General features: G+C 53.6%; 17 protein-coding genes. 12 read left to right on the plus strand and 5 right to left on the minus strand.

Annotated elements, in window-relative coordinates; all coding sequences use genetic code 11:
- Nucleotides 1-56: 56 nt before the first annotated feature.
- Nucleotides 57-878, minus strand: coding sequence for an SDR family NAD(P)-dependent oxidoreductase (locus FD38_RS06860; protein WP_057732632.1), 822 nt, complete (start codon nt 876-878; stop codon nt 57-59).
- Nucleotides 879-1,127: 249 nt separating this feature from the next.
- Here FD38_RS06860 and FD38_RS06865 point away from each other — a divergent pair, with 249 nt between their 5' ends.
- The 11 genes from FD38_RS06865 to FD38_RS06915 all read left to right on the plus strand — a co-directional run bounded on the left by FD38_RS06865 (nt 1,128) and on the right by FD38_RS06915 (nt 13,857).
- Entirely contained in the window at nt 1,128-2,849 is a 1,722-nt protein-coding gene (locus FD38_RS06865) for a phosphoenolpyruvate carboxykinase (ATP) (RefSeq protein WP_057732634.1), read from the plus strand.
- Nucleotides 2,850-2,867: 18 nt separating this feature from the next.
- The gene (locus FD38_RS06870; RefSeq protein ID WP_057732636.1) at nt 2,868-3,089 is read left to right on the plus strand and encodes a hypothetical protein; all 222 of its coding nucleotides are present in this window, start codon (nt 2,868-2,870) and stop codon (nt 3,087-3,089) included.
- Between the two features lie 244 nt (nt 3,090-3,333).
- A complete protein-coding gene (locus FD38_RS06875) occupies nt 3,334-4,353 on the plus strand; it encodes an aldose epimerase family protein (protein WP_057732638.1) in 1,020 nt (339 codons plus the stop codon).
- A 77-nt stretch (nt 4,354-4,430) separates the two neighbouring features.
- Nucleotides 4,431-6,161: a phospho-sugar mutase gene (locus FD38_RS06880; protein ID WP_057732640.1), complete on the plus strand. Its 1,731-nt coding sequence runs from the start codon at nt 4,431-4,433 to the stop codon at nt 6,159-6,161.
- A 201-nt stretch (nt 6,162-6,362) separates the two neighbouring features.
- The gene (locus FD38_RS06885; protein WP_057732642.1) at nt 6,363-6,602 is read left to right on the plus strand and encodes a hypothetical protein; all 240 of its coding nucleotides are present in this window, start codon (nt 6,363-6,365) and stop codon (nt 6,600-6,602) included.
- Between the two features lie 284 nt (nt 6,603-6,886).
- The gene (locus FD38_RS06890) at nt 6,887-7,126 is read left to right on the plus strand and encodes a hypothetical protein (RefSeq protein WP_057732644.1); all 240 of its coding nucleotides are present in this window, start codon (nt 6,887-6,889) and stop codon (nt 7,124-7,126) included.
- Nucleotides 7,127-7,178: 52 nt separating this feature from the next.
- Nucleotides 7,179-8,612, plus strand: a complete 1,434-nt coding sequence (locus FD38_RS06895) for a glycoside-pentoside-hexuronide (GPH):cation symporter (RefSeq protein WP_057732646.1) — start codon at nt 7,179-7,181, stop codon at nt 8,610-8,612.
- Nucleotides 8,613-8,762: 150 nt separating this feature from the next.
- The gene (locus FD38_RS06900) at nt 8,763-9,932 is read left to right on the plus strand and encodes a galactokinase (RefSeq protein ID WP_057732647.1); all 1,170 of its coding nucleotides are present in this window, start codon (nt 8,763-8,765) and stop codon (nt 9,930-9,932) included.
- Nucleotides 9,933-10,346: 414 nt separating this feature from the next.
- Complete coding sequence (gene galE / locus FD38_RS06905; protein ID WP_057732650.1) at nt 10,347-11,351, plus strand: UDP-glucose 4-epimerase GalE; 1,005 nt, start codon at nt 10,347-10,349, stop codon at nt 11,349-11,351.
- The gene (locus FD38_RS06910) at nt 11,351-12,814 is read left to right on the plus strand and encodes a UDP-glucose--hexose-1-phosphate uridylyltransferase (RefSeq protein ID WP_057732651.1); all 1,464 of its coding nucleotides are present in this window, start codon (nt 11,351-11,353) and stop codon (nt 12,812-12,814) included. Before galE ends, FD38_RS06910 begins: the two co-directional genes overlap by 1 nt.
- A gap of 35 nt (nt 12,815-12,849) precedes the next feature.
- Nucleotides 12,850-13,857 (plus strand): LacI family DNA-binding transcriptional regulator, encoded by a 1,008-nt coding sequence (locus tag FD38_RS06915; protein WP_057732653.1) that lies wholly within the window; start codon nt 12,850-12,852, stop codon nt 13,855-13,857.
- Between the two features lie 381 nt (nt 13,858-14,238).
- On the opposite strand, the gene FD38_RS06920 is transcribed toward FD38_RS06915, so the two are convergent.
- The 3 genes from FD38_RS06920 to FD38_RS06930 form a co-directional block, all read right to left on the minus strand.
- Nucleotides 14,239-16,194: a M13 family metallopeptidase gene (locus FD38_RS06920; RefSeq protein WP_057732654.1), complete on the minus strand. Its 1,956-nt coding sequence runs from the start codon at nt 16,192-16,194 to the stop codon at nt 14,239-14,241.
- Nucleotides 16,195-16,353: 159 nt separating this feature from the next.
- Nucleotides 16,354-16,851 carry a MarR family transcriptional regulator gene (locus FD38_RS06925; RefSeq protein ID WP_057732656.1) on the minus strand — a complete coding sequence of 166 codons (498 nt, stop codon included), beginning with the start codon at nt 16,849-16,851 and terminating at the stop codon, nt 16,354-16,356.
- A gap of 221 nt (nt 16,852-17,072) precedes the next feature.
- Nucleotides 17,073-17,954: a hypothetical protein gene (locus tag FD38_RS06930; protein ID WP_057732658.1), complete on the minus strand. Its 882-nt coding sequence runs from the start codon at nt 17,952-17,954 to the stop codon at nt 17,073-17,075.
- Nucleotides 17,955-18,172: 218 nt separating this feature from the next.
- On the opposite strand from FD38_RS06930, the gene FD38_RS06935 reads away from it, so the two are divergent.
- Nucleotides 18,173-18,598, plus strand: a complete 426-nt coding sequence (locus FD38_RS06935) for a universal stress protein (protein ID WP_057732660.1) — start codon at nt 18,173-18,175, stop codon at nt 18,596-18,598.
- A 74-nt stretch (nt 18,599-18,672) separates the two neighbouring features.
- On the opposite strand, the gene FD38_RS13085 is transcribed toward FD38_RS06935, so the two are convergent.
- A complete protein-coding gene (locus FD38_RS13085) occupies nt 18,673-18,798 on the minus strand; it encodes a hypothetical protein (protein ID WP_263862334.1) in 126 nt (41 codons plus the stop codon).
- Between the last annotated feature and the right edge of the window lie 22 nt (nt 18,799-18,820).

Raw genomic sequence — 18,820 nt, forward strand, 5'->3', positions numbered from 1 at the left:
GTTTCTGACTGGAACGGAAGCGCTTAATCCTCTAGATTAGTCTTTTAAGACAGAACTTAGTGCGTTTCCGCGAAGCCCCGGCGACCACCGGGCTTGGGAATCTGATTTTGCATCATCACGCTGAAGCCGCCATCGATGGGGAGGGCCGCGGCGTTGACGTAGCTGGAGCGGTCGCTGGCCAGGAATAAGATGGCGTTGGCGATGTCCTGTGTGGTCCCGATGCGCTTGCTGGCGGTCAGTTCCTTACGGCCGTTTTCGACCTGCGGGTCCGCGTAGAAGGCCGCCGACATGGGTGTCTTGACCAGGCAGGGTTCCAGCACGTTGCTGCGGATGCCGAACATGCCCCATTCGGCCGCGACCTGCTTGGACAGCATGTTGACGCCGGCCTTACTGGTGCTGTAGGCGCCACTGTAGGTTTCGGGGATGTCGCTAGCCACCGTGGAGATGTGGACGAAGGTCCCGTGCTTCTGGGCGATCATTAGCTTACCGAATTCGTGAGTCACCAGGTAGTAGCCGTTGAGGTTAACGTCGAGCACCTGTTTCCAGGTCGCGTAGTCGAGGTCCTCTAAGGGGTCAAACTTTAGGATGCCGGCGGTGTTGATCACCACGTCGACCCGGCCGAACGCGGCCTTGACCTGCGCAACGGCTTGTTGCACGCTGGTTTCGTCGGTGACGTCGCAGGTCACCGCGAGTGCTTGGATGGGTTGCGTTTGCTTCAAGTGGGCGACTAACTGGTCCACGGCAGCACTTTGCCGGTCCAAGGCGACCACCGTGGCGTGTTGATCCGCTAAGTCGTCACAAATCTTGGTGCCCATGCCCCCGACTGCGCCGGTGACCACACACACCTTGTCGTTGAGTCCTAACCAATCGGTTGTCATTGTATCATCCTCCTTAAATTGTGTAAGCGTTCACTATCTATGCTAGTCGGGTGGGCGGGAAAGTCCAATAGCAACGGGTAGAGAAATTGATAGGTAGCGTCTATGGGTTGGGTCGATGACCAACCCAACGGGCGGCGACCGGAGAAGGTTAATTTTGCGTTCAGCCCGGTGAAAGGCTTTCATCTGGCGGGGAAATAGGCTAAACTTGTCATAATCAAATGATGAGACAACTATGAGAGGGGTTTTTCTATGTCAGTACCTGCACCGATTGATTTACGGACCTTCTACGCTAACCCGGACCGCAACGTGGCCGTGTTGAACTACAGTGCTCGCTTCTTATCAAGCACCTTTGATTTGATCAACAGTGACGAATTTGCCGCCTTCGTGAAGCTCTTTTTGGACGAACAGCGGGCCTTCATTCCCGATGATGCCGATCCCGAGACCACCTATGACCGGGTGGACCCCGAGACCTACATCGACACCTTAAAGGACGTCTTGACCGATCAACCGCGGGCGTTTGACCATTTCTCGCGTAAAGAGATCCTGGTCAGCATCGAAGACCTCTACTCGTATTACCGGTCATACTTGCGGGTCGCGACCATGACCACCCAACAAAACCACGTGGTCGCTAGCGAATTCATGACCATCGATCAACGCTTCAACGACGTGGTCTTACGCCTGTATCGCACGGTGGAGGAGAAACTCCAGGGCCACGCCAACCACGTTTACCGGCAGACCAACGCGGCCACCAGTGCCTGCGTGTTGTTGCAACAGGTGCAATGGCCCGTGCCGGCCGGCTATGAAGCCTTGACGGATATCCGGTTCATGAACCGCTTGATGTTGCGGCCACCGATGATGCTTCACACCAAGAGCAACAAGCGGAAGGGGCGCTTCACGGCGAGTCACGAAAACCCACTGAAGAACTTCACGGGGACCAAGCAAGACTGGCTGTGCTACCCGGCAAAGATTGGCGAAAGTCTGGCCTACATCTACTTCCACCGCGACTACATGGCATCGGGCTTGGCGTTGGCCAACCTGTTCCAACTGGCCGACCGCAAGGAAGTCTTGAACCAGAAGCCGGACCTGATCTTACTCTTTGGGTCCCCGAGCGCACAGGGAGATGCGGATCCCGAAAACGGGCACTACTTCTACGACGCCGAAAATCAAATCTACGTGGGTCAGGTACCGTACAACGACCAAACGACCTACTTTGGTTACATGAAGAAGATGTGCTTGACTCTGCATAATTTACACCAGATTGCCCAAAAGCGGTTGCCGATTCACGGGTCGATGGTTAAGATTACCTTCGCGAACGGCAAGACCAAGACCGTGGTCTTCTTCGGCGATTCCGGGGCCGGCAAGTCCGAATCCATCGAGGCCCTTCAAAGTGTGGCCGACGAACAAATCGTTAACATCGAGACCATTTTTGACGACATGGGCAGTTTCACCCTTGACCCGGAAAAGGGCATCTACGCGCAAGGGACCGAAACCGGGGCCTTTGTCCGTTTGGACGACCTCAGCAGTGAGGTGGCCTTCAACAACATGGATCGCGGGATCTACATGAACCCCGAACTCTCTAACGCGCGGGTGATTATCCCGGCCAACACTTGGGACCGCGTGGTGGCCCATCACCACATCGACATGTGGGTCTACGCCAACAACTATGACGACGCCGTGGGGGTTCACCGCTTTACGGACCGTGACCAGGCCGAGGAGACCTTCGTGGCCGGCAAACGCCGGGCGTTAGGGACCACCGATGAGGTCGGTATGAGCACCACCTTCTTCGCCAACCCGTTTGGCCCCGTCCAGGAACAGGCCCAGACGCGACCAATCATCGACGCGGTCTTTACCGAACTCTTCAAGGAACAGGTCTACATTGGCGAAATCTACACCCATTTAGGTAACGACAAGTCCCAAGACAAATTAAACGAATCAGCACGTGAACTCTTAGCCGAATTGATGAACAACTAATCCGAGGAGGAGATATCGATGGTGACCCCCGAACAACGCGACCTGATTTTGCACACGTTACTGCAGATTGATGATCCGTACTACCTGAATCAATTTCAAGATGCCAGTAGCGAAGACGAATGGTTCCACATCAACGAACAGTTTATCCAGCAGGACCTTCAGCGGTTCTTCCCGTCTACCATCGACACGCACGACCCCGAGACCTGGCAAATCATCCGGGCCCAACTCAAGCAGTTTTGAGGGCTCGAACCTGGGGCTTCCAGCTCATTGTTATTGAGGCCACTCGGGCATGGGCGCAAGTTACCTAGTCGCAATGATCAGTAATTTATAAAAAGTCCCCGTTCCCGCGATTCGCGGTGAGCGGGGACTTTTTTGCCAGGTAAATTTGCGTAAAATTTTACTTAATCACGAAAAACAATGGTACTCAAACGCCGAGTATTATACAATGTAACCGTATTCTTATAATTTTGGAGGTGCCTGTTTTATGCAAATTACCCAAGAAGTTGCTGGCGAACTTCACCAACAAAAAGTGACTAAGTACGTTTTGACCAATCAACACGGGACCCGCGCGGCGATTCTGACCTGGGCGGCCACCCTGCAAGAATTTAGTGCCTTAGAAGACGGTAAACGGCAACAACTCGCCGTTCACCAGGACAATTTAGCGGCCTACGATAACAATACTTATTGTCTCTGCCAAGCCCTGGGCCGGGTTGCTGGCCGGATCAAGGGTGCGGCCTTTGACATCGACGGGAAGACTTACCAGATTGAAGCCACCGAAGGCAAGAACGCCATCCACGGTGGCCCACACGGCTTTCTGCATATCAACTGGGACGCCACGACCCAAGAAGACGGCGATCGTGCCAGTGTGATTTTGACCCACACGTCGACCCCCCAAGATGATCAGTACCCGGGGAACTTGACCACGACGATTACTTACACGTTGGACGAAAATGACCGGTTGACCATCACGTTTAACGGCCAGAGTGACGCGGCAACGTTGTTCAACCCCACGATTCATGCGTACTTTAACGTAACTGACGATCAACATGATCTGGACCAGCAATGGTTGACCTTGAACGCCGACAAGCGTTTAATTTTAAATGATGAAAAGATTCCGACCGGCGAAAAGGCTGCCGTGGCTGGGACCGGCTACGATTTCCGCCAACCGCGGACCATTAAGGACGGCTTAGCCCAATTAGCGCAAAACGGCGGCGTCGAATACGACGATGCCTTTGAGGTTAAGCCGGGGGATGCGCCAATCGCCACGGTTGGTGACACCACCGGTCACCGCGAAGTTCAAATCTATTCCGACCGGAACGGGGTGGTGGTCTTCACGGCCAACGCCACGGACCCGGCCCGTGCCGACAAGCGGGACTATAACGCCTTGGCGCTGGAAGCTCAAAACTTGCCCGACGCCATTCACCACGAAGACTTCGGGGATATCGTGTTACCAGCTAACCAGTCCGTGACGCACACGATTGCGTACCAATACGTTCGGAAGTAACGGGCGGCTGGTCAGGCGTGCTGGAAACGAGTACGATAGAAACTAACTAAGGTTATCAGCAGAAGGAGAGATTCGATTTGAGTTGGCAAGAAAACTATGCCGTTTGGCAAAAACAACCCACCATGCTACCGGACGTGCGGCGTGAACTAGACGCCATGGCGGGCGACGACCAAGCCCTCGAAGCCGCTTTTAGTGGCCCGATGAGCTTCGGGACCGCCGGCATGCGGGGTGTCATGGGCCCCGGCATCGGGCAAATGAACGTTTATACGGTGCGGCAAGCGACCGAAGGGGTGGCCCGGTATCTGGACACCTTAGACGACGCCACCAAGCAACGCGGGGTCGCCATTAGCTTCGATTCGCGTTACCATTCCACGGAATTCGCCCACGAAGCGGCGCGGGTCTTAGGGGCGCACCAGATCCCCAGCTTCGTGTTCGATGACTTACGGCCAACGCCGGAATTATCCTTTGCCGTGCGGCATCTGCACACGGCCATGGGAATCATGATCACGGCCAGCCACAACCCCAAGCAGTACAACGGGTACAAAATCTACGGCCCCGATGGCGGTCAGATGCCACCCAAGGCTTCGGACATGATCACCAAGTTCGTGCGGTCCGCTAACGACGTGTTCGCCATCCAAGTGGCCGACGAACAAGCGCTGCGCCAGGCGAAACTGATGCACATCATCGGTGAAGACGTTGACCAGCCCTACCTGCAAAACGTCACTAGTGTGACCATCAACCATGACCTGATCAACAAGGTCGGGAAGACCATGAAGTTGATCTACACACCACTGCACGGGACCGGGAAAGTGATCGGCGAACGGGCCTTGCGGAAGGCCGGTTTCGAAAACTTTACCATGGTGCCACAACAAGCGATTGCCGACCCCGAATTTCCGACGGTAGCATTCCCGAACCCCGAATTTCCGGAAGCCTTCGACATGGCCATCGCGTTAGGGAAGCAGGAGGGTGCCGACCTCTTAGTGGCTACCGACCCCGATGCCGACCGGTTGGGTGCCGCCGTGCGGCAACCCAACGGCGAGTACCAACTGTTGACCGGAAACCAGATTGCGTCGATCTTGTTGGCCTACATTTTAAAGGCACGCAAGGCCGCGGGGGATTTGCCGGCTGATGGTCGGGTGGTCAAGTCGATCGTGTCGACCGAATTAGCCACCAAGATTGCGGCGGCTTACGGTGTGGAAATGAAGAACGTGCTGACCGGCTTTAAGTTTATCGCCGAACAGATCCACCAGTACGAAACCAACCACGACCACACCTTCCTGTTTGGGTTCGAAGAAAGTTACGGTTACCTGATCAAGCCATTCGTGCGGGACAAGGACGCCATCCAATCGACGGTCTTGCTGGCCGAAGTGGCGGCGGACTACAAGCAACGGGGGATGACCCTCTACGACGGCATCGAGGAACTCTACGCGACCTACGGCTACTACGCCGAAAAGACCACGTTTGAAGAATTCCAAGGGGTCAACGGGTCCGCACAACGGGCCAAGCTGATGAATGAGTTCCGCGAAAACGCGCCGCACGACTTTGCCGGCACCGGGATCGATGCGGTGGAGGACTTCCAGACCAGCGTGAAGACGGCGGCCGATGGGACCACCACGGCCATCGATCTGCCACAGTCTAACGTCTTGAAGTACTGGTTACACGACGGGACCTGGATCTGCATCCGGCCTTCCGGGACCGAACCTAAGGTCAAGTTCTACATCGGGACCAGCGACCAGACGGCCGACGCGGCCAACCAACGTTTAAGCAAGTACGAACAAGCGTTGAAGGACTACGTGGCTTCGATTTAATTCAGAATTAGGAGCGTTCTCACTGAAAAGGTGAGGACGTTTTTTTATTTTAAAACGGTAGCGGTTACAACATTGTCAAAACTTTCACAAGTTGCTATAATGCATTTTGGATAAACTATTAGTGACCGAAATGGTTATAAAACAAGATAACCTAGCGACCAAATAACCGGAATCGCTGGGGTAAGAAAGCGGGACTTTGTGATGGCAAAAGATAAGATCAAGTTGGATCCAGAGAAGTTTGCGGCGGCGGTACTGGGCGGTAATGCGCAGAAGCCGAACGAAGAAAACAAGTTGTACATCAAACGGCAACTGACCCTGTACTTGGAAGCCACGCTCTTGGCCCAAGACTTTAACGGGTTGGAAGAAACCCGCTTCAGTGATGCTAAGGAACAACAACGCGACGATATCTTAATGAAATTAATCGAACGGCGCTACAATTAAACGCCAGGACGGACCCGTCGGACCCCTTAATTAGGGAAGGCGGGTCTTTTTTTTATGGCCCCAGCCGGTTGCTTTACTAAATTTTTTACTCCAAAAATACAACCGGTTGCAATCCCATAAAAACGCTAATATAACGGATTTTATGTTGACTAGTACACAATGATTAAGGTTGCAACTTTCCGCAAAAGGTCCTACTATAAACAACGTAAAGCGCTTACATTTACTTAAATTTCAGTGATAAACTTTACGACTACTTGTGATGAACGGGAAGAGGGTATTTCAGAATGGCTAACGACAAAATCACGTTAGATCCAGCTGCATTTGCAGCCGCGGTGTTGGGTGGTAACGCACAACGCCCCGACGAAGCCAATAAGTTGTACATCAAGCGGCAATTGACGCTGTACCTGGAAGCAACGTTGCTGGCTCAAGATTTTAACAACCTTGAGGAATCACGGTTCGATATGGCGAAAGCCCAGAAGCGTGACGACGTGTTGTCCAAGATCATTGAACATCGTTACCACTAGGCAGTTCGTTCGTTAACTTAAGTGATTATTTCGAAAGGTGTGAAAAAGAGCCATGAATTTATTTAAGCAGTATGCGTCTTATGCGTTTGGGGCGTTCGGGCACGATGCGTTCTACGCGACGTTAAGTACCTACTTCCCAATCTTCGTTACCAGTGTGTTATTCACCGGCCACGCGAACTCCGCACAAATGATTGGGGCCGTCAGTGCCATGCTGGTGGTCATTCGGTTGGTTGAAATTGCCTTTGACCCAATGATCGGTGGGGTCGTGGATAACACCCGGACCCGTTGGGGCAAGTTCAAGCCTTGGTTACTCGGTGGTGGGCTGGTTAGTTCCATTACCCTGATGATCATCTTCACCAGTATTGGTGGGTTGGCCGATCACAACGACATGTTATACCTGATTATCTTTGGCATCGTGTTTGTTATCTTAGATATTTTTTATTCCTTCAAAGATATTTCGTTGTGGTCCATGTTGCCAGCGTTGAGTGTTGATTCCAAGACCCGGACTAAATTCGGGACGGTTGCTCGTTTCGGTTCCACGTTAGGGGCTCAAGGGGTCATCATCGTGGTTATGCCGTTGGTTTACTTCTTCAGTCAGAAGTTCTCCGGCACGACCGGTCAAACGCAGACCCGTGCCGGTTGGTTAGGATTTGCCGCCGTCATCGCCATCGTTTCCTTCTTAGGGGCCTTGACCGCTGCGTTTGGGACTAAGGAACAAAAGAACTTGATTCGGGAAAACACCGAAAAGACCCGCTTACGCGACGTCTTCAAGGCCATTGGGGAAAACGACCAATTAATGTGGTTGGCATTGTCCTACTTCCTGTTTGCCTTTGGTTACGTCATCACCAACTCCCTGTTGCTCTACTACTTCCGTTACGTCATTGGGAAGCCCGCCGCCTACAGTATGGTCGGGGTCATTACCGCCATCCTAGGGATTATCTCCGTGGTTCTGTTCCCATTCATGGTCAGCCTGATCAAACGGCGTGGGGTTTACGTCGGCGGGATTGCCTTGATGGTCGTCGGTTACTTGATCTTCTTGCTTGCCGGCACGAACGTTACGATGGTCTTGGTCGGGGTTGCGTTCTACTTCTTCCCATACCCAATGATTTTCTTGGCCGCTTTGATGACCATTACCGACAGTGTGGAATATGGTCAGTGGAAGAACGGTACGCGGAACGAATCCGTGACCTTAGCCGTTCGGCCCCTGATCGATAAGTTGGCCGGTGCGTTCGCCAACGGGGTGGTTATGTTAGCCGCTCTGCAATCCGGGATGACCGGGAACGCCAAGCCGTCCGACATTTCGGCTAGTGGCTTGTTACAATTTAAGATGTTCATCTTCTACATTCCAATTATTCTGATTATCTTGGCCGCCATCGTTTACTTTGGCAAGATCAAGTTGTCCGAAAAGCGTCACGCGGAAATCGTCGAAGATTTGGAAAAGAAATTAGAGGCTGAAAAGGCTGCTGGTCAAAAGATCGGGGACTAATCAGTTCGACGGGGTCTCAGGTCTTGGACCGGGGACCCCTTTCTTGAAATGTTGTTGAAAACGCTTTAATTATGTTTGACACCGAGGCTTTTACTGAGTATAGTTAAACTATAGTAAAAGTTTACTAAAATTCTAAAGGAGTTCATCGCCATGGATTATGCCAGCCTTGCATCAGAATACAAAGAAACTTTTAACGCCGAACCACAACGGGTTTTCTTCTCCCCAGGTCGGATCAACCTGATCGGGGAATACACCGACTTCAACGGGGGCCACGTTTTCCCAGCTGCCATCAGCTTGGGAACGTACGGTGCCTTCAGCAAGCGCGATGATCGGAAGGTCCGGATGTTTTCTGCCAACCTACCCAAGGCTGGCACCATTGAATTTTCGTTAGACGACCTGAGCTACAACGAGGCCGACAACTGGACCAAGTACTTTAAGGGCATGTTGTTTGAATTAGCCAAGCAGGGCAAGACCATCGACAAGGGGTTTGACCTGTACGTTCACGGGAACTTACCCGATGGCTCCGGCTTATCGTCCTCGGCTTCCGTAGAAATGTTGATGGCTCAAATCCTCTTGGATGCTTACGGGCAAGACATCTCGCGGGTGGACCTGGTCAAGGCCGGCCAATTAGTCGAAAACGACTACTTAGGCTTAAATACCGGGATCATGGACCAATTCGCGGTCTTCATGGGCAAACAGGACCAGGCCATTTTGCTGGACACCAACACCTTGAAGTACCAATACGCCCCGGTCAAGATGGACGGCTACGTGGTGGTCATTATGAACACCAAGAAGCGTCGGGAACTGACCGACTCCAAGTACAACGAACGGCGGGCCCAATGTGAAGAAGCTTTGCGGCGCCTGCAAACCAAGTTAGACATTCAAACGTTGGGTGACTTGAACGGCGACCAATTCGACGAAAACAGTTACCTGATCAACGACGACATCTTAATCAAGCGGGCACGGCACGCGGTGGTCGAAAACCAACGGACGTTGCGGGCCTTCGATGCCTTACAAAACAACGACCTAAGCACTTTCGGCCACTTGGTCAACGCGTCTCACATTTCGTTACATTACGACTTTGCCGTAACCGGGACGGAACTGGATACGCTGGTTGAAACCGCTTGGCAACAACCAGGGGTCTTGGGTGCCCGGATGACCGGTGCCGGTTTCGGTGGCTGTGCGATTGCCATCGTGAAGGAAAGCAACGTTGACGCCTTTGAAAAGGCGGTTGGTGACACTTACAACGAGAAGATTGGTCACCCGGCCGAATTCTACATCGCCCACTTAGCCGACGGTTCCCACGAACTGACGAAATAGGCGGTAACAAACGATAACGGACGCCTTACCGGTCAGCCCAGATATGGCTGGAACGTAGCCGACACGACTTGAAGCCTCGCTAAAAGCGCGGGGCTTTAAGCTTGGACTGGGTCTAGCCCGAGAAAAATATGGCGAAGACCAACGAGATTATCAGCCATATCCGGACTGATCTCACGGGCATACTGGTTTTACGATTAACGCTAGTGTAGTCGTGAGGGAGGGCCTGGTGGGGCTCAGGGGTGTCGTTTGTGTTGGTCGGGGTTCTTTCCCGACTTACACAAAGGCCGAACTTTGAGACCTGGGTTTAGGGCTTAAAGTCGTGCCCACCCCGTTCCAGCCGCACCAGGACCGACCGGTAGACGGATGAATCATACAAGTTTAAGAACACAAGACAGATTGAGGAGGAAATGCGCAATGACAGTTTTAGTTTTAGGTGGTGCTGGTTACATCGGCTCCCATGCCGTTGATCGATTGGTTGAAAAGGGGTACGACGTGGCCGTCGTGGATAACCTGGTCACGGGACACCGTGCAGCCGTGAACCCTAAGGCACGCTTTTACCAAGGTGACGTGCGGGACCAAGACTTCTTGAACGATGTTTTTGATAAGGAAGACATCGAAGGGGTCATTCACTTTGCCGCCTTTTCCGTGGTACCTGAATCCATGAAGAAGCCGTTGAAGTACTTCGACAACAACACGGCCGGCATGGTTTCCTTACTGGAAGTCATGAACAAACACAACGTTAAGCGCATCGTCTTCTCCTCAACGGCGGCCACTTACGGCGAACCGAAGCAGATCCCCATCAAGGAAACTGATCCGCAAGTGCCAACCAACCCTTACGGTGAAAGCAAGTTAATGATGGAAAAGATCATGAAGTGGTCCGATGAAGCTTACGGCATCAAGTTCGTGGCTTTGCGGTACTTCAACGTGGCGGGGGCCAAGCCAGATGGCAGCATCGGTGAAGATCACCACCCCGAAACCCACTTAGTCCCGATCATCTTGGAAGTCGCTGCGGGTGAACGGAAAGAACTGTCCATCTTCGGGGACGATTACCCAACTAAGGATGGCACCAACGTGCGGGATTACGTCCACGTGGTCGATTTAGCCGACGCCCACATTCTGGCCTTGGAATACCTGAAGGCCGGTCACGACAGCAACGCCTTCAACCTGGGTTCTTCGACCGGTTTCTCCAACAAGGAAATGTTGGAAGCCGCACGGAAGGTCACGGGCAAGGAAATCCCTGCCAAGATGGCCCCACGGCGTGCCGGTGACCCCAGCACCTTGATTGCGGCGAGCGACAAGGCCCGCGACGTCTTGAACTGGCAACCCCAATACGACAACGTGGAAGACATCATCCGGACGGCCTGGAACTGGAAGCAATCCCACCCCGAAGGCTACGCTGACCGGGGGGCGAACGCCTAATGGCTCAAGATACCTTACAGTTATTCTTAGACGACATCGTGGCGTCCCCGTCGCCTTACACGGCATTGGATCGCCAGTACGTAGAAAACCGCATTTACGCATTGATTGGTGACGGTGCGGTCCAAGCGGCCACGGCGGCTAATCCGATTGATTTGGTCACGGCGTTAGTCAACACGGCCATCGAGCACGGTAAAATTAATGACACGCCGAGTGAACGTGAAATTTTAGAAGCTCAACTGATGGACCTGATGACGCCATTGCCATCCGCACTGAACCGCGGTTTCTGGGACCGTTACCAGGAGAGTCCGTCCAAGGCGACCGACTGGTTTTACCAGTTGAGTCGGGCTAACGACTACATCAAGACGCGTAACATTGCGCGTAACGTGGTCTTTGACGCCGACACGCCGGCGGGCACGTTGGAAATCACCATCAACCTGTCGAAACCGGAAAAGGATCCTAAGGCTATTGCGGCCGCGCGGAACCAACCCAAGACGGGGTACCCGTTAGACCAACTTTGCATGACCAACGAAGGCTACTTAGGTCGGTTGGGTTATCCGGCCCGCAGCAATCACCGGATCATCCGGTTGATGCTGGGGGGCGAAATCTGGGGCTTCCAGTATTCGCCGTACGCCTACTTCGCCGAACACGCCATTTTCTTGTCAAAGGTTCACCGGCCGATGAAGGTCGACCAACACGGAATCACCAACTTGTTGGAAATCGTGCGGCAGTTCCCGACCTACTTTGTCGGCAGTAACGCCGACTTACCGATCGTGGGGGGCTCGATGCTGAGCCACGACCACTATCAAGGCGGGAAGCACACCTTCCCAATGATGAAGGCACCGTTGGATCGTGAATTTGACCTGAACGTACCGGGCGTCACAGCCGGGGTCGTTCAGTGGCCGATGACCGACTTACGGTTACGGGGCGCGCACCCCGAAGCTCTGGTCACGGCGGCGGTCAAGATCATGGATAGTTGGAAAGCCTACTCCGACGAAAGCGTCGACGTCCGGGCTTACACCGACGGGACCCGGCACCACACAATCACCCCAATCGCTTACCGCGACGGGGACGACTACGTGCTGGACTTGGTCTTACGGGACAACCAGACGTCCGCCCAGTATCCGGATGGCATTTTCCACCCGCATCAGGACGTGCAACACATTAAAAAGGAAAACATCGGCTTGATCGAAGTCATGGGCCGGGCCATCTTACCCGCACGCCTGAAGACGGAAATGGCCGAGGTCGAAAAGTACCTGATTGGGCAACCCAACCAGATTGCGGCCATGCACCAACCTTGGGCGGACAGCCTGAAGGCCCAGCACGACATCACGCCGGATAACGTGCAAGCAGTGGTTCACCAAGCAATTGGGAACACGTTTGCTCGGGTCCTGGCCGATGCGGGGGTCTTCAAACGCGACGCCAAGGGTCAGGCCGCGTTAGACCAATTTTTAGCACAACTTTAAGCAGACTTTGAACAACGGTTTAGGAGGTGAGAACGATGGCAGCAACGTTAAAGGATATTGCCCAGGCCGTGGGCGTGTCACTGGCGACGGTTTCGCGGGTCTTGAACTACGACCGCACGTTATCGGTCAGTGACCACACCCGCAAGCAGATTTTTGAGGTCGCCGAGAATTTGAACTATTCCAAGCTCAAACGCCGGCCAATCCTGGCCAACAAACAACTGAAGATTGCCGTCGTTCAATGGTATTCCAAGACCAAGGAACTCGACGACCTGTACTATATGTCGATTCGCTTGGGCTTGGAGAAGCGCAGCGAACAACGGCACTTCATCACCATGCGCACCTTTCAAAATGACCTAAGCAAGATTGACGACGACGTGGACGCGATTATCGCCATCGGGAAGTTTAGTCCCCAGCAGGTCCAAGCCCTAGCGGAAATGACCCCGAACTTAGTCTTCGTGGATCAGGACCAACTCGCCAACGGTTACGACAGCGTGGTTACGGACTTTCAGATTGCGGTCCAGCAGGTGGTCGATTACTTTACCCAGCAGGGGCAGACCCGCATCGGGTTACTCCACGGGACGGAATGGACCACCGACGAGCAATCCGAGGTCTTAGACCCGCGGTATCTGGAATTTAAGCGGCTGATGCAGGCGCGTGGACAGTACGACGAGTCGTGCGTGTTCGCGGGGGATTACACCAACCAATCCGGGTACGCGCAGATGACGCACGCGATTGAAACGTTGGGTGACCAGTTGCCCGCGGCGTTCTTCGTGACCAACGATCCGATGGCTGCCGGGGCGTTAAAGGCGCTCCGCGAGGCCGATATTGACGTGCCGCAACGCGTGAGTCTGATTGGGTTCAACGACACCACGATTGCCCGCTACGTCTTCCCCGAACTCAGCACCGTGCACGTTAACACGGAACTGCTGGGTACCACGGCGGTCGACTTGATCGAAAACCGGATTCAGACGGGCCGGACCACCCCGCAACGGGTAACGGTCGGCACGAGTCTGGTCTTACGGGAGAGTACTTTACAGCAATAGAGATTAAACTTAAGGTTCCCTTAGTTGCCGAGGTAGGTAGCTGAGAGAACTTTTTTAATGCATGAATTATAGGTGCAAACAAAAATCACGTCTTGATTTTGACAGTCAAAACGTGATTTTATTTCGGTGAAAGTTATCTGGAAAACGGCCATTAGAGGTAAGTACTTAATGGTAACGGTGAATGGACGATAACTCTGACGTTCAATGTCTAGCCTGGAGGCGAGCAGGGGCTCAGCCAGCGAAATTATTCTTGGGCGGCGTTTTATGCCACCCTAGAATAAGGCCGAGTTTTGAAACTCGCGGGTTTTGCGAGGTTCAAAATCGTGCCCGCAGGCGTTCCAGCCCCTGAGCGCCGGAAGGCGGCCAATTTCATCTTAGTAGTTACCAGATTTTCACCCGGTCCGCCGGCTTCAGGTACATGCCGTCGCCCGGTTGAACGTTGAAGGTGGTGTAGAAGTCGTCGAGGTTCTTGACCTGCACATCGGCCCGCAGCTTGGCCGGGGCGTGAACGTCGATCGACAGCAGAAGCTGCATATACTCCGTCGTAGCCTTCATCCGCCAGACGTTGGCCCAGTTAATAAAGAAAGCTCGTAAATCGACGTCAGCGGCCGATTTGGCGGCTTCTAGGGCACAGCTCAGTCCGCCGGCGTCGGCGATGTTTTCGGAAACGGTCAGTTTACCGTTGACCTTCTGACCGGCAAAGTCGATGCCGTCGAATTCCTTGATCATGGCCTGCGAGAGGTCCTTAAAGTGGGCCAGGTCCGCGTCGGTCCACCAGTTGTTCAGGTTCCCGAATTCGTCGAACTGGGCACCGTTGTTATCGAAGGCGTGGGAAATTTCGTGCGCCATGACGGCCCCGATACCGCCGTAGTTGGTACTGCTGGACTGTTCTAGGCTGTAGAACGGCTTTTGCAAGATGGCGGCGGGGAAGACGATTTCGTTGTTCGACGGGGAGTAGTAGGCGTTGACCGTGTTGGCGCTCATGTCCCACTTCTCGCGGTCGACGGGGTGGCCCCAGTGGCCGAAGTGTTCGGCCAAGGCGATTTCGTCGAAGGCTTGTGCGTTGTCAAAGAGGGACTTGGTGGTGTCGACCTTGAACTTGGCGTAGAGTGGGTCGATCTTGTCCGGGTAGCCAACTTTGATGGTCAACTTCTGGAGCTTGACCACGGCCTTCTTACGGGTGGCTTCACTGAGCCAGTCGTTGGCGGCCAACCGGTTTTGGTAAACGCCGGCCATCTTCAAGACCATTTTACGGACGTCGGCCTTGGCGGCTTCACCGAAGTACTTGCGGCCGTAGTAGTCACCGACGACCTGACTGAAGTATCCACTAGCCAGGTAGTAAGCAGCCTTTTCTTGAGAACGGGCCTGCTTTTGGCCGGACAAGGCCCGGCCGTAGGTGCCACCGACTTGGCGGAAGTCCTCGGTCAGGGTGCCACTAGCGCCCAATACCGTCTTGACCAGAATCCAGCTCTTTACGAGGGGGAAGTTGGCAGGGGTTAAGAGATCGCCAATGGCGTCGAAGTAGGTTGGTTGCGGAAGAATGGCCTGGTCCGGCGTAGCGCCTAGAAGGGCGGTGACGGCACTGGTCAGGTCTAATGCATCGGTCTTGGCGGCCACGTCGGCCAGCGGGAACGGGTTGTAGTCCTTCACGTAGTCGGCCGCTTCTTCGGACGACTTCACGTGTGGCGCAATCAACGCGTCGAATTGTTTAGTCTGGTCGACCAGTTTGGCGGCGTCATCTTCACTGTAGCCCACCATGGTCAGTAACTTGGTAGCCATCTGAGTGTAGATTGGCAGTAATTGCTTGGCCGCCGGATTATCCTTGGCGTAGTAAGTCTTGTCGGGCAGAATCAGGTTCGGGGCGTCGACGTACAGCGCGTAGTTGCTGGTGTCCTTCATGTCGGGGTCGACGCTTAGCGTGATGGGCGTGGGGATGCCTTCCCGGTAGAAGTCGACCAACGCGGCGTTTAAATCGGCGAAGTTCTGTAACGCTTCGATCTTGGCCAAATAGGGCTTAAGCGGTGCGGCACCGGCTTGTTCGCGGCCCGCAAAGTCGCGCGTTAAGGTGTAGAATTTCTTGAATTCGGCCATTTCGGGATTGGCGGGCGTTAATTTACCCGCTAAGAGGTCGTCAAAGTCGGCCATCAAGGTGTGTTCGATGTTGTCGACTAGGTCCATGAAGCCCCCGGTCGAGGCGTGGTCGGCGGGGATGGTGGCCTGTTCGGCCCACTTGCCATTGACGGCATCGTAGAGGTCTTGGTTGAGCAGGGACTCGTCAACCGGAAAAGTCGTTGCGGAACCACCGGGTTGGCCGGCAGCAAAATGAGTGGTGTGCATACGAAAATCCTCCTTAAATATTGTCATTAGTCACAGGTTAACCCACTTAGCGGGGAAAGGAAACTATTTTATCATCTGTTTCTCATTTTTCAGGAGGGCCAACAAAAAAGGAGTCTGAGGCGCACCCCACACTCCTAATTCTGAACGGAATTCAGCTGGTTAATCTTCCGCTTGCCGCCGGGTCCGCGTCACGGGCCGATGGAACTTGGGCCGGTTACGTTCCCAAATGGCGACGTTGGCTTGATAGCGGGTGAAGAAATCGTTAATGGTTTCTGGCGCTAAGTCGGATGGTAACTGGTTCCAAGTCCGCGCACTTTGTAAGAAGACCTGGTGAATATCGTCTTCCACCCGGGTCCCCTTAGGCGTTAACCGCAGGTACTTGACCCGCCGGTCGTCCATCTTAGCTTCCTGTTCGACGTAGCCGTCTAACAGCAGGGCCCGTAATTTCCGAGCTGCGGCGGAACGCGTAGTCCGGGTGTCATCCGCAAGCTCACTTAGCGTAATGTTGCGTTGTTCATGAATTTGTTTTAACAGTAAATATTGTTCGAAACTTAATGAGTATTGCCCCGTGATCTGCTCAGCGGCGTTGATCAGGACGCAGAAAATCTCCCGATATTGCCGTAAGAAGGTCTCAAATACTCTCTCCTCGCTTTGCATGCTTGACTCCCCCTAGATAGAAACAAATTTTTGCTGGCTTAGTTGCGACGCGCTGACACCATGAGCGCTGGTCTCCGCTATCACAGCTTACCGTCATTATGCGGCACTATCGATGGGGATGAAAATGATTACACTTTATTGCGCCGGGTTAAGACAACTCAGCTTTCCATCTAGTCAAAAATACGCTAGCGGGGATTAACCGTTAGCGTAAGGAATTGGATTTACTTAGTCATATAAATGTAGAGATGGTCCGCCGAAAAGCCGGTGTTGAACCGGATACCGTTGGAGTGGATGGTCTTGGTGTTAGTGGAACTACTGTTGAACTTGGCGTCCTTTAAGACCTTCTCAAACTTGTTGATCACGTACTTCGGCTTGGCCTTTAACGTGGCCCCCAGTAAGGCGAAGGTGGTTCCAAACTGCTTCTGACCACGCTTGGTCTTCATTTGCGCCGTAGGGGTGATCAACGCGAGTCCCATCAGCTGACCGTCCTGCACGTTGGCGCGGACCGTGGCGGCTTTGGTGGTCACCAAGTTCTGCATGCCGTCCTTAACGGTGGTGGGCAGTAGGTCGTCTTTAGCTTGTCGTTTAGCGGTAGCCAGCTTAGCTTGTAACTGTTGGGCCGCGGCCTGTTGTTGCTTGGCGGCTGCCGCGGCGGCCGTTGGGTCAGTCTTGGCCAGGGCCGCTAACTTTTGCTTGGTCTGAGCCTGGGTCTGCTGGGCCGTCTGGAGTTGCTTTTGCACCTTAGTGGGTAGGTAGCTGGCAATGACCATCTGGTTGTAGCTCGCCGCAAACTTTTTGTAGTTGCCTAAGGCTTTAGTGGCTTTGACCGTGACGGTCTTGTGGGTGCCGTTAGCGCTGAGTTTGACCGTTTGGTCGTGCGGCGCCGCGGGGACCTGGAAGAAGTAGGTTCCGGCCGCGACCTTGACGGATTGTTGGGCACCGTCTTCAATTTGGTAGGTCACGTGTTTGGCTTTAGCGTCGCCTTTGACCACCGCGGTGAGGGCCGTGGGATGGTAGGTGGACTGCTTGGTGGTGAGGGTGTTGGAGCAGCCGGCCAGGGTCAAAGTCATTAACCCCAGGGCGCTCACGAGAAGTTTTTTCATAATGATTACATACGCCATCCTTTGAATGAGTAAAGTACTTGCTACATCTTACCACAAGTCGCTCAATCCCGCGCGGGGGAATGACTTTCCAGCCCGCGTCTTCATTAAAAATTTGATGAAAAAGGGACGTAGAGGCTTTCATCACCGGCTATTCACTGGTATGATAAAGATGTTGAAAGCGATACCACTAAGGTGGATTTTGGAAAGGACGGGATAAGATGTATGAACGGATTTTAGTACCCATGGATGGCAGTAAAAATGCCCACGCAGCACTAGTGGAGGCCATTAAGTTGGCGCAAAAACTCGGTTCCAAGCTGTTCATCGTCTCCGTCGCCAGTGATCAGACCTACGCGCATTATGGGGCAGAATTTGGGAGTGAAATTGTCACTCATTTCAAGGACGCGGCGACGAAGTTTTTGGACAGTGCGGTGCAGGAAGTGGAAGACGCCGGGGTACCGGTCGAAACCAGTTTCAAGGTGGGCCTGCCTAAGCCAACGATTGCCACCACGTTGCCCCAGGAACTCAACACCAATTTGACGGTGATCGGCCGTTCCGGGGTCCACGGCTTAGGCCGGGCCATCATGGGCTCGACCACGGCTTACGTGGTACGCAACTCGGAGACCAGTGTGTTGGTGGTTGATTAGGTTACACAATTAAAGATTAAACAAAAAAACGCACCGACCAATTGGTCAGTGCGTTTTTTCAGTAATTGGCGAGATTACTTGTTCTTGATTTCGCCCTTCAACCAACGTTGAAGATTAGCGATTTCGTCGCGCCGCTTCAGGTCCTTCTTACGGTTAACCTTCCGACGGCCTTGTACGCCATTTGGATGTGCTTTTCTCATTGTAAAAACCCTCGCTTAATTA

This window comes from Levilactobacillus zymae DSM 19395 (assembly GCF_001434115.1).
Classification (GTDB): domain Bacteria; phylum Bacillota; class Bacilli; order Lactobacillales; family Lactobacillaceae; genus Levilactobacillus; species Levilactobacillus zymae.

What these genes read in the sequence shown, in the direction of transcription:
- FD38_RS06935 (WP_057732660.1), top strand. Translation starts at nt 18,173, where the DNA reads ATGTATGAACGGATTTTAGTACCCATGGATGGCAGTAAAAATGCCCAC.
- FD38_RS06860 (WP_057732632.1), bottom strand. Translation starts at nt 878, where the DNA reads ATGACAACCGATTGGTTAGGACTCAACGACAAGGTGTGTGTGGTCACC.
- FD38_RS06925 (WP_057732656.1), bottom strand. Translation starts at nt 16,851, where the DNA reads ATGCAAAGCGAGGAGAGAGTATTTGAGACCTTCTTACGGCAATATCGG.
- FD38_RS06870 (WP_057732636.1), top strand. Translation starts at nt 2,868, where the DNA reads ATGGTGACCCCCGAACAACGCGACCTGATTTTGCACACGTTACTGCAG.
- FD38_RS06895 (WP_057732646.1), top strand. Translation starts at nt 7,179, where the DNA reads ATGAATTTATTTAAGCAGTATGCGTCTTATGCGTTTGGGGCGTTCGGG.
- FD38_RS06920 (WP_057732654.1), bottom strand. Translation starts at nt 16,194, where the DNA reads ATGCACACCACTCATTTTGCTGCCGGCCAACCCGGTGGTTCCGCAACG.
- galE (WP_057732650.1), top strand. Translation starts at nt 10,347, where the DNA reads ATGACAGTTTTAGTTTTAGGTGGTGCTGGTTACATCGGCTCCCATGCC.
- FD38_RS06900 (WP_057732647.1), top strand. Translation starts at nt 8,763, where the DNA reads ATGGATTATGCCAGCCTTGCATCAGAATACAAAGAAACTTTTAACGCC.
- FD38_RS06865 (WP_057732634.1), top strand. Translation starts at nt 1,128, where the DNA reads ATGTCAGTACCTGCACCGATTGATTTACGGACCTTCTACGCTAACCCG.
- FD38_RS06910 (WP_057732651.1), top strand. Translation starts at nt 11,351, where the DNA reads ATGGCTCAAGATACCTTACAGTTATTCTTAGACGACATCGTGGCGTCC.
- FD38_RS06875 (WP_057732638.1), top strand. Translation starts at nt 3,334, where the DNA reads ATGCAAATTACCCAAGAAGTTGCTGGCGAACTTCACCAACAAAAAGTG.
- FD38_RS06890 (WP_057732644.1), top strand. Translation starts at nt 6,887, where the DNA reads ATGGCTAACGACAAAATCACGTTAGATCCAGCTGCATTTGCAGCCGCG.
- FD38_RS06930 (WP_057732658.1), bottom strand. Translation starts at nt 17,954, where the DNA reads ATGAAAAAACTTCTCGTGAGCGCCCTGGGGTTAATGACTTTGACCCTG.
- FD38_RS06915 (WP_057732653.1), top strand. Translation starts at nt 12,850, where the DNA reads ATGGCAGCAACGTTAAAGGATATTGCCCAGGCCGTGGGCGTGTCACTG.
- FD38_RS13085 (WP_263862334.1), bottom strand. Translation starts at nt 18,798, where the DNA reads ATGAGAAAAGCACATCCAAATGGCGTACAAGGCCGTCGGAAGGTTAAC.
- FD38_RS06885 (WP_057732642.1), top strand. Translation starts at nt 6,363, where the DNA reads ATGGCAAAAGATAAGATCAAGTTGGATCCAGAGAAGTTTGCGGCGGCG.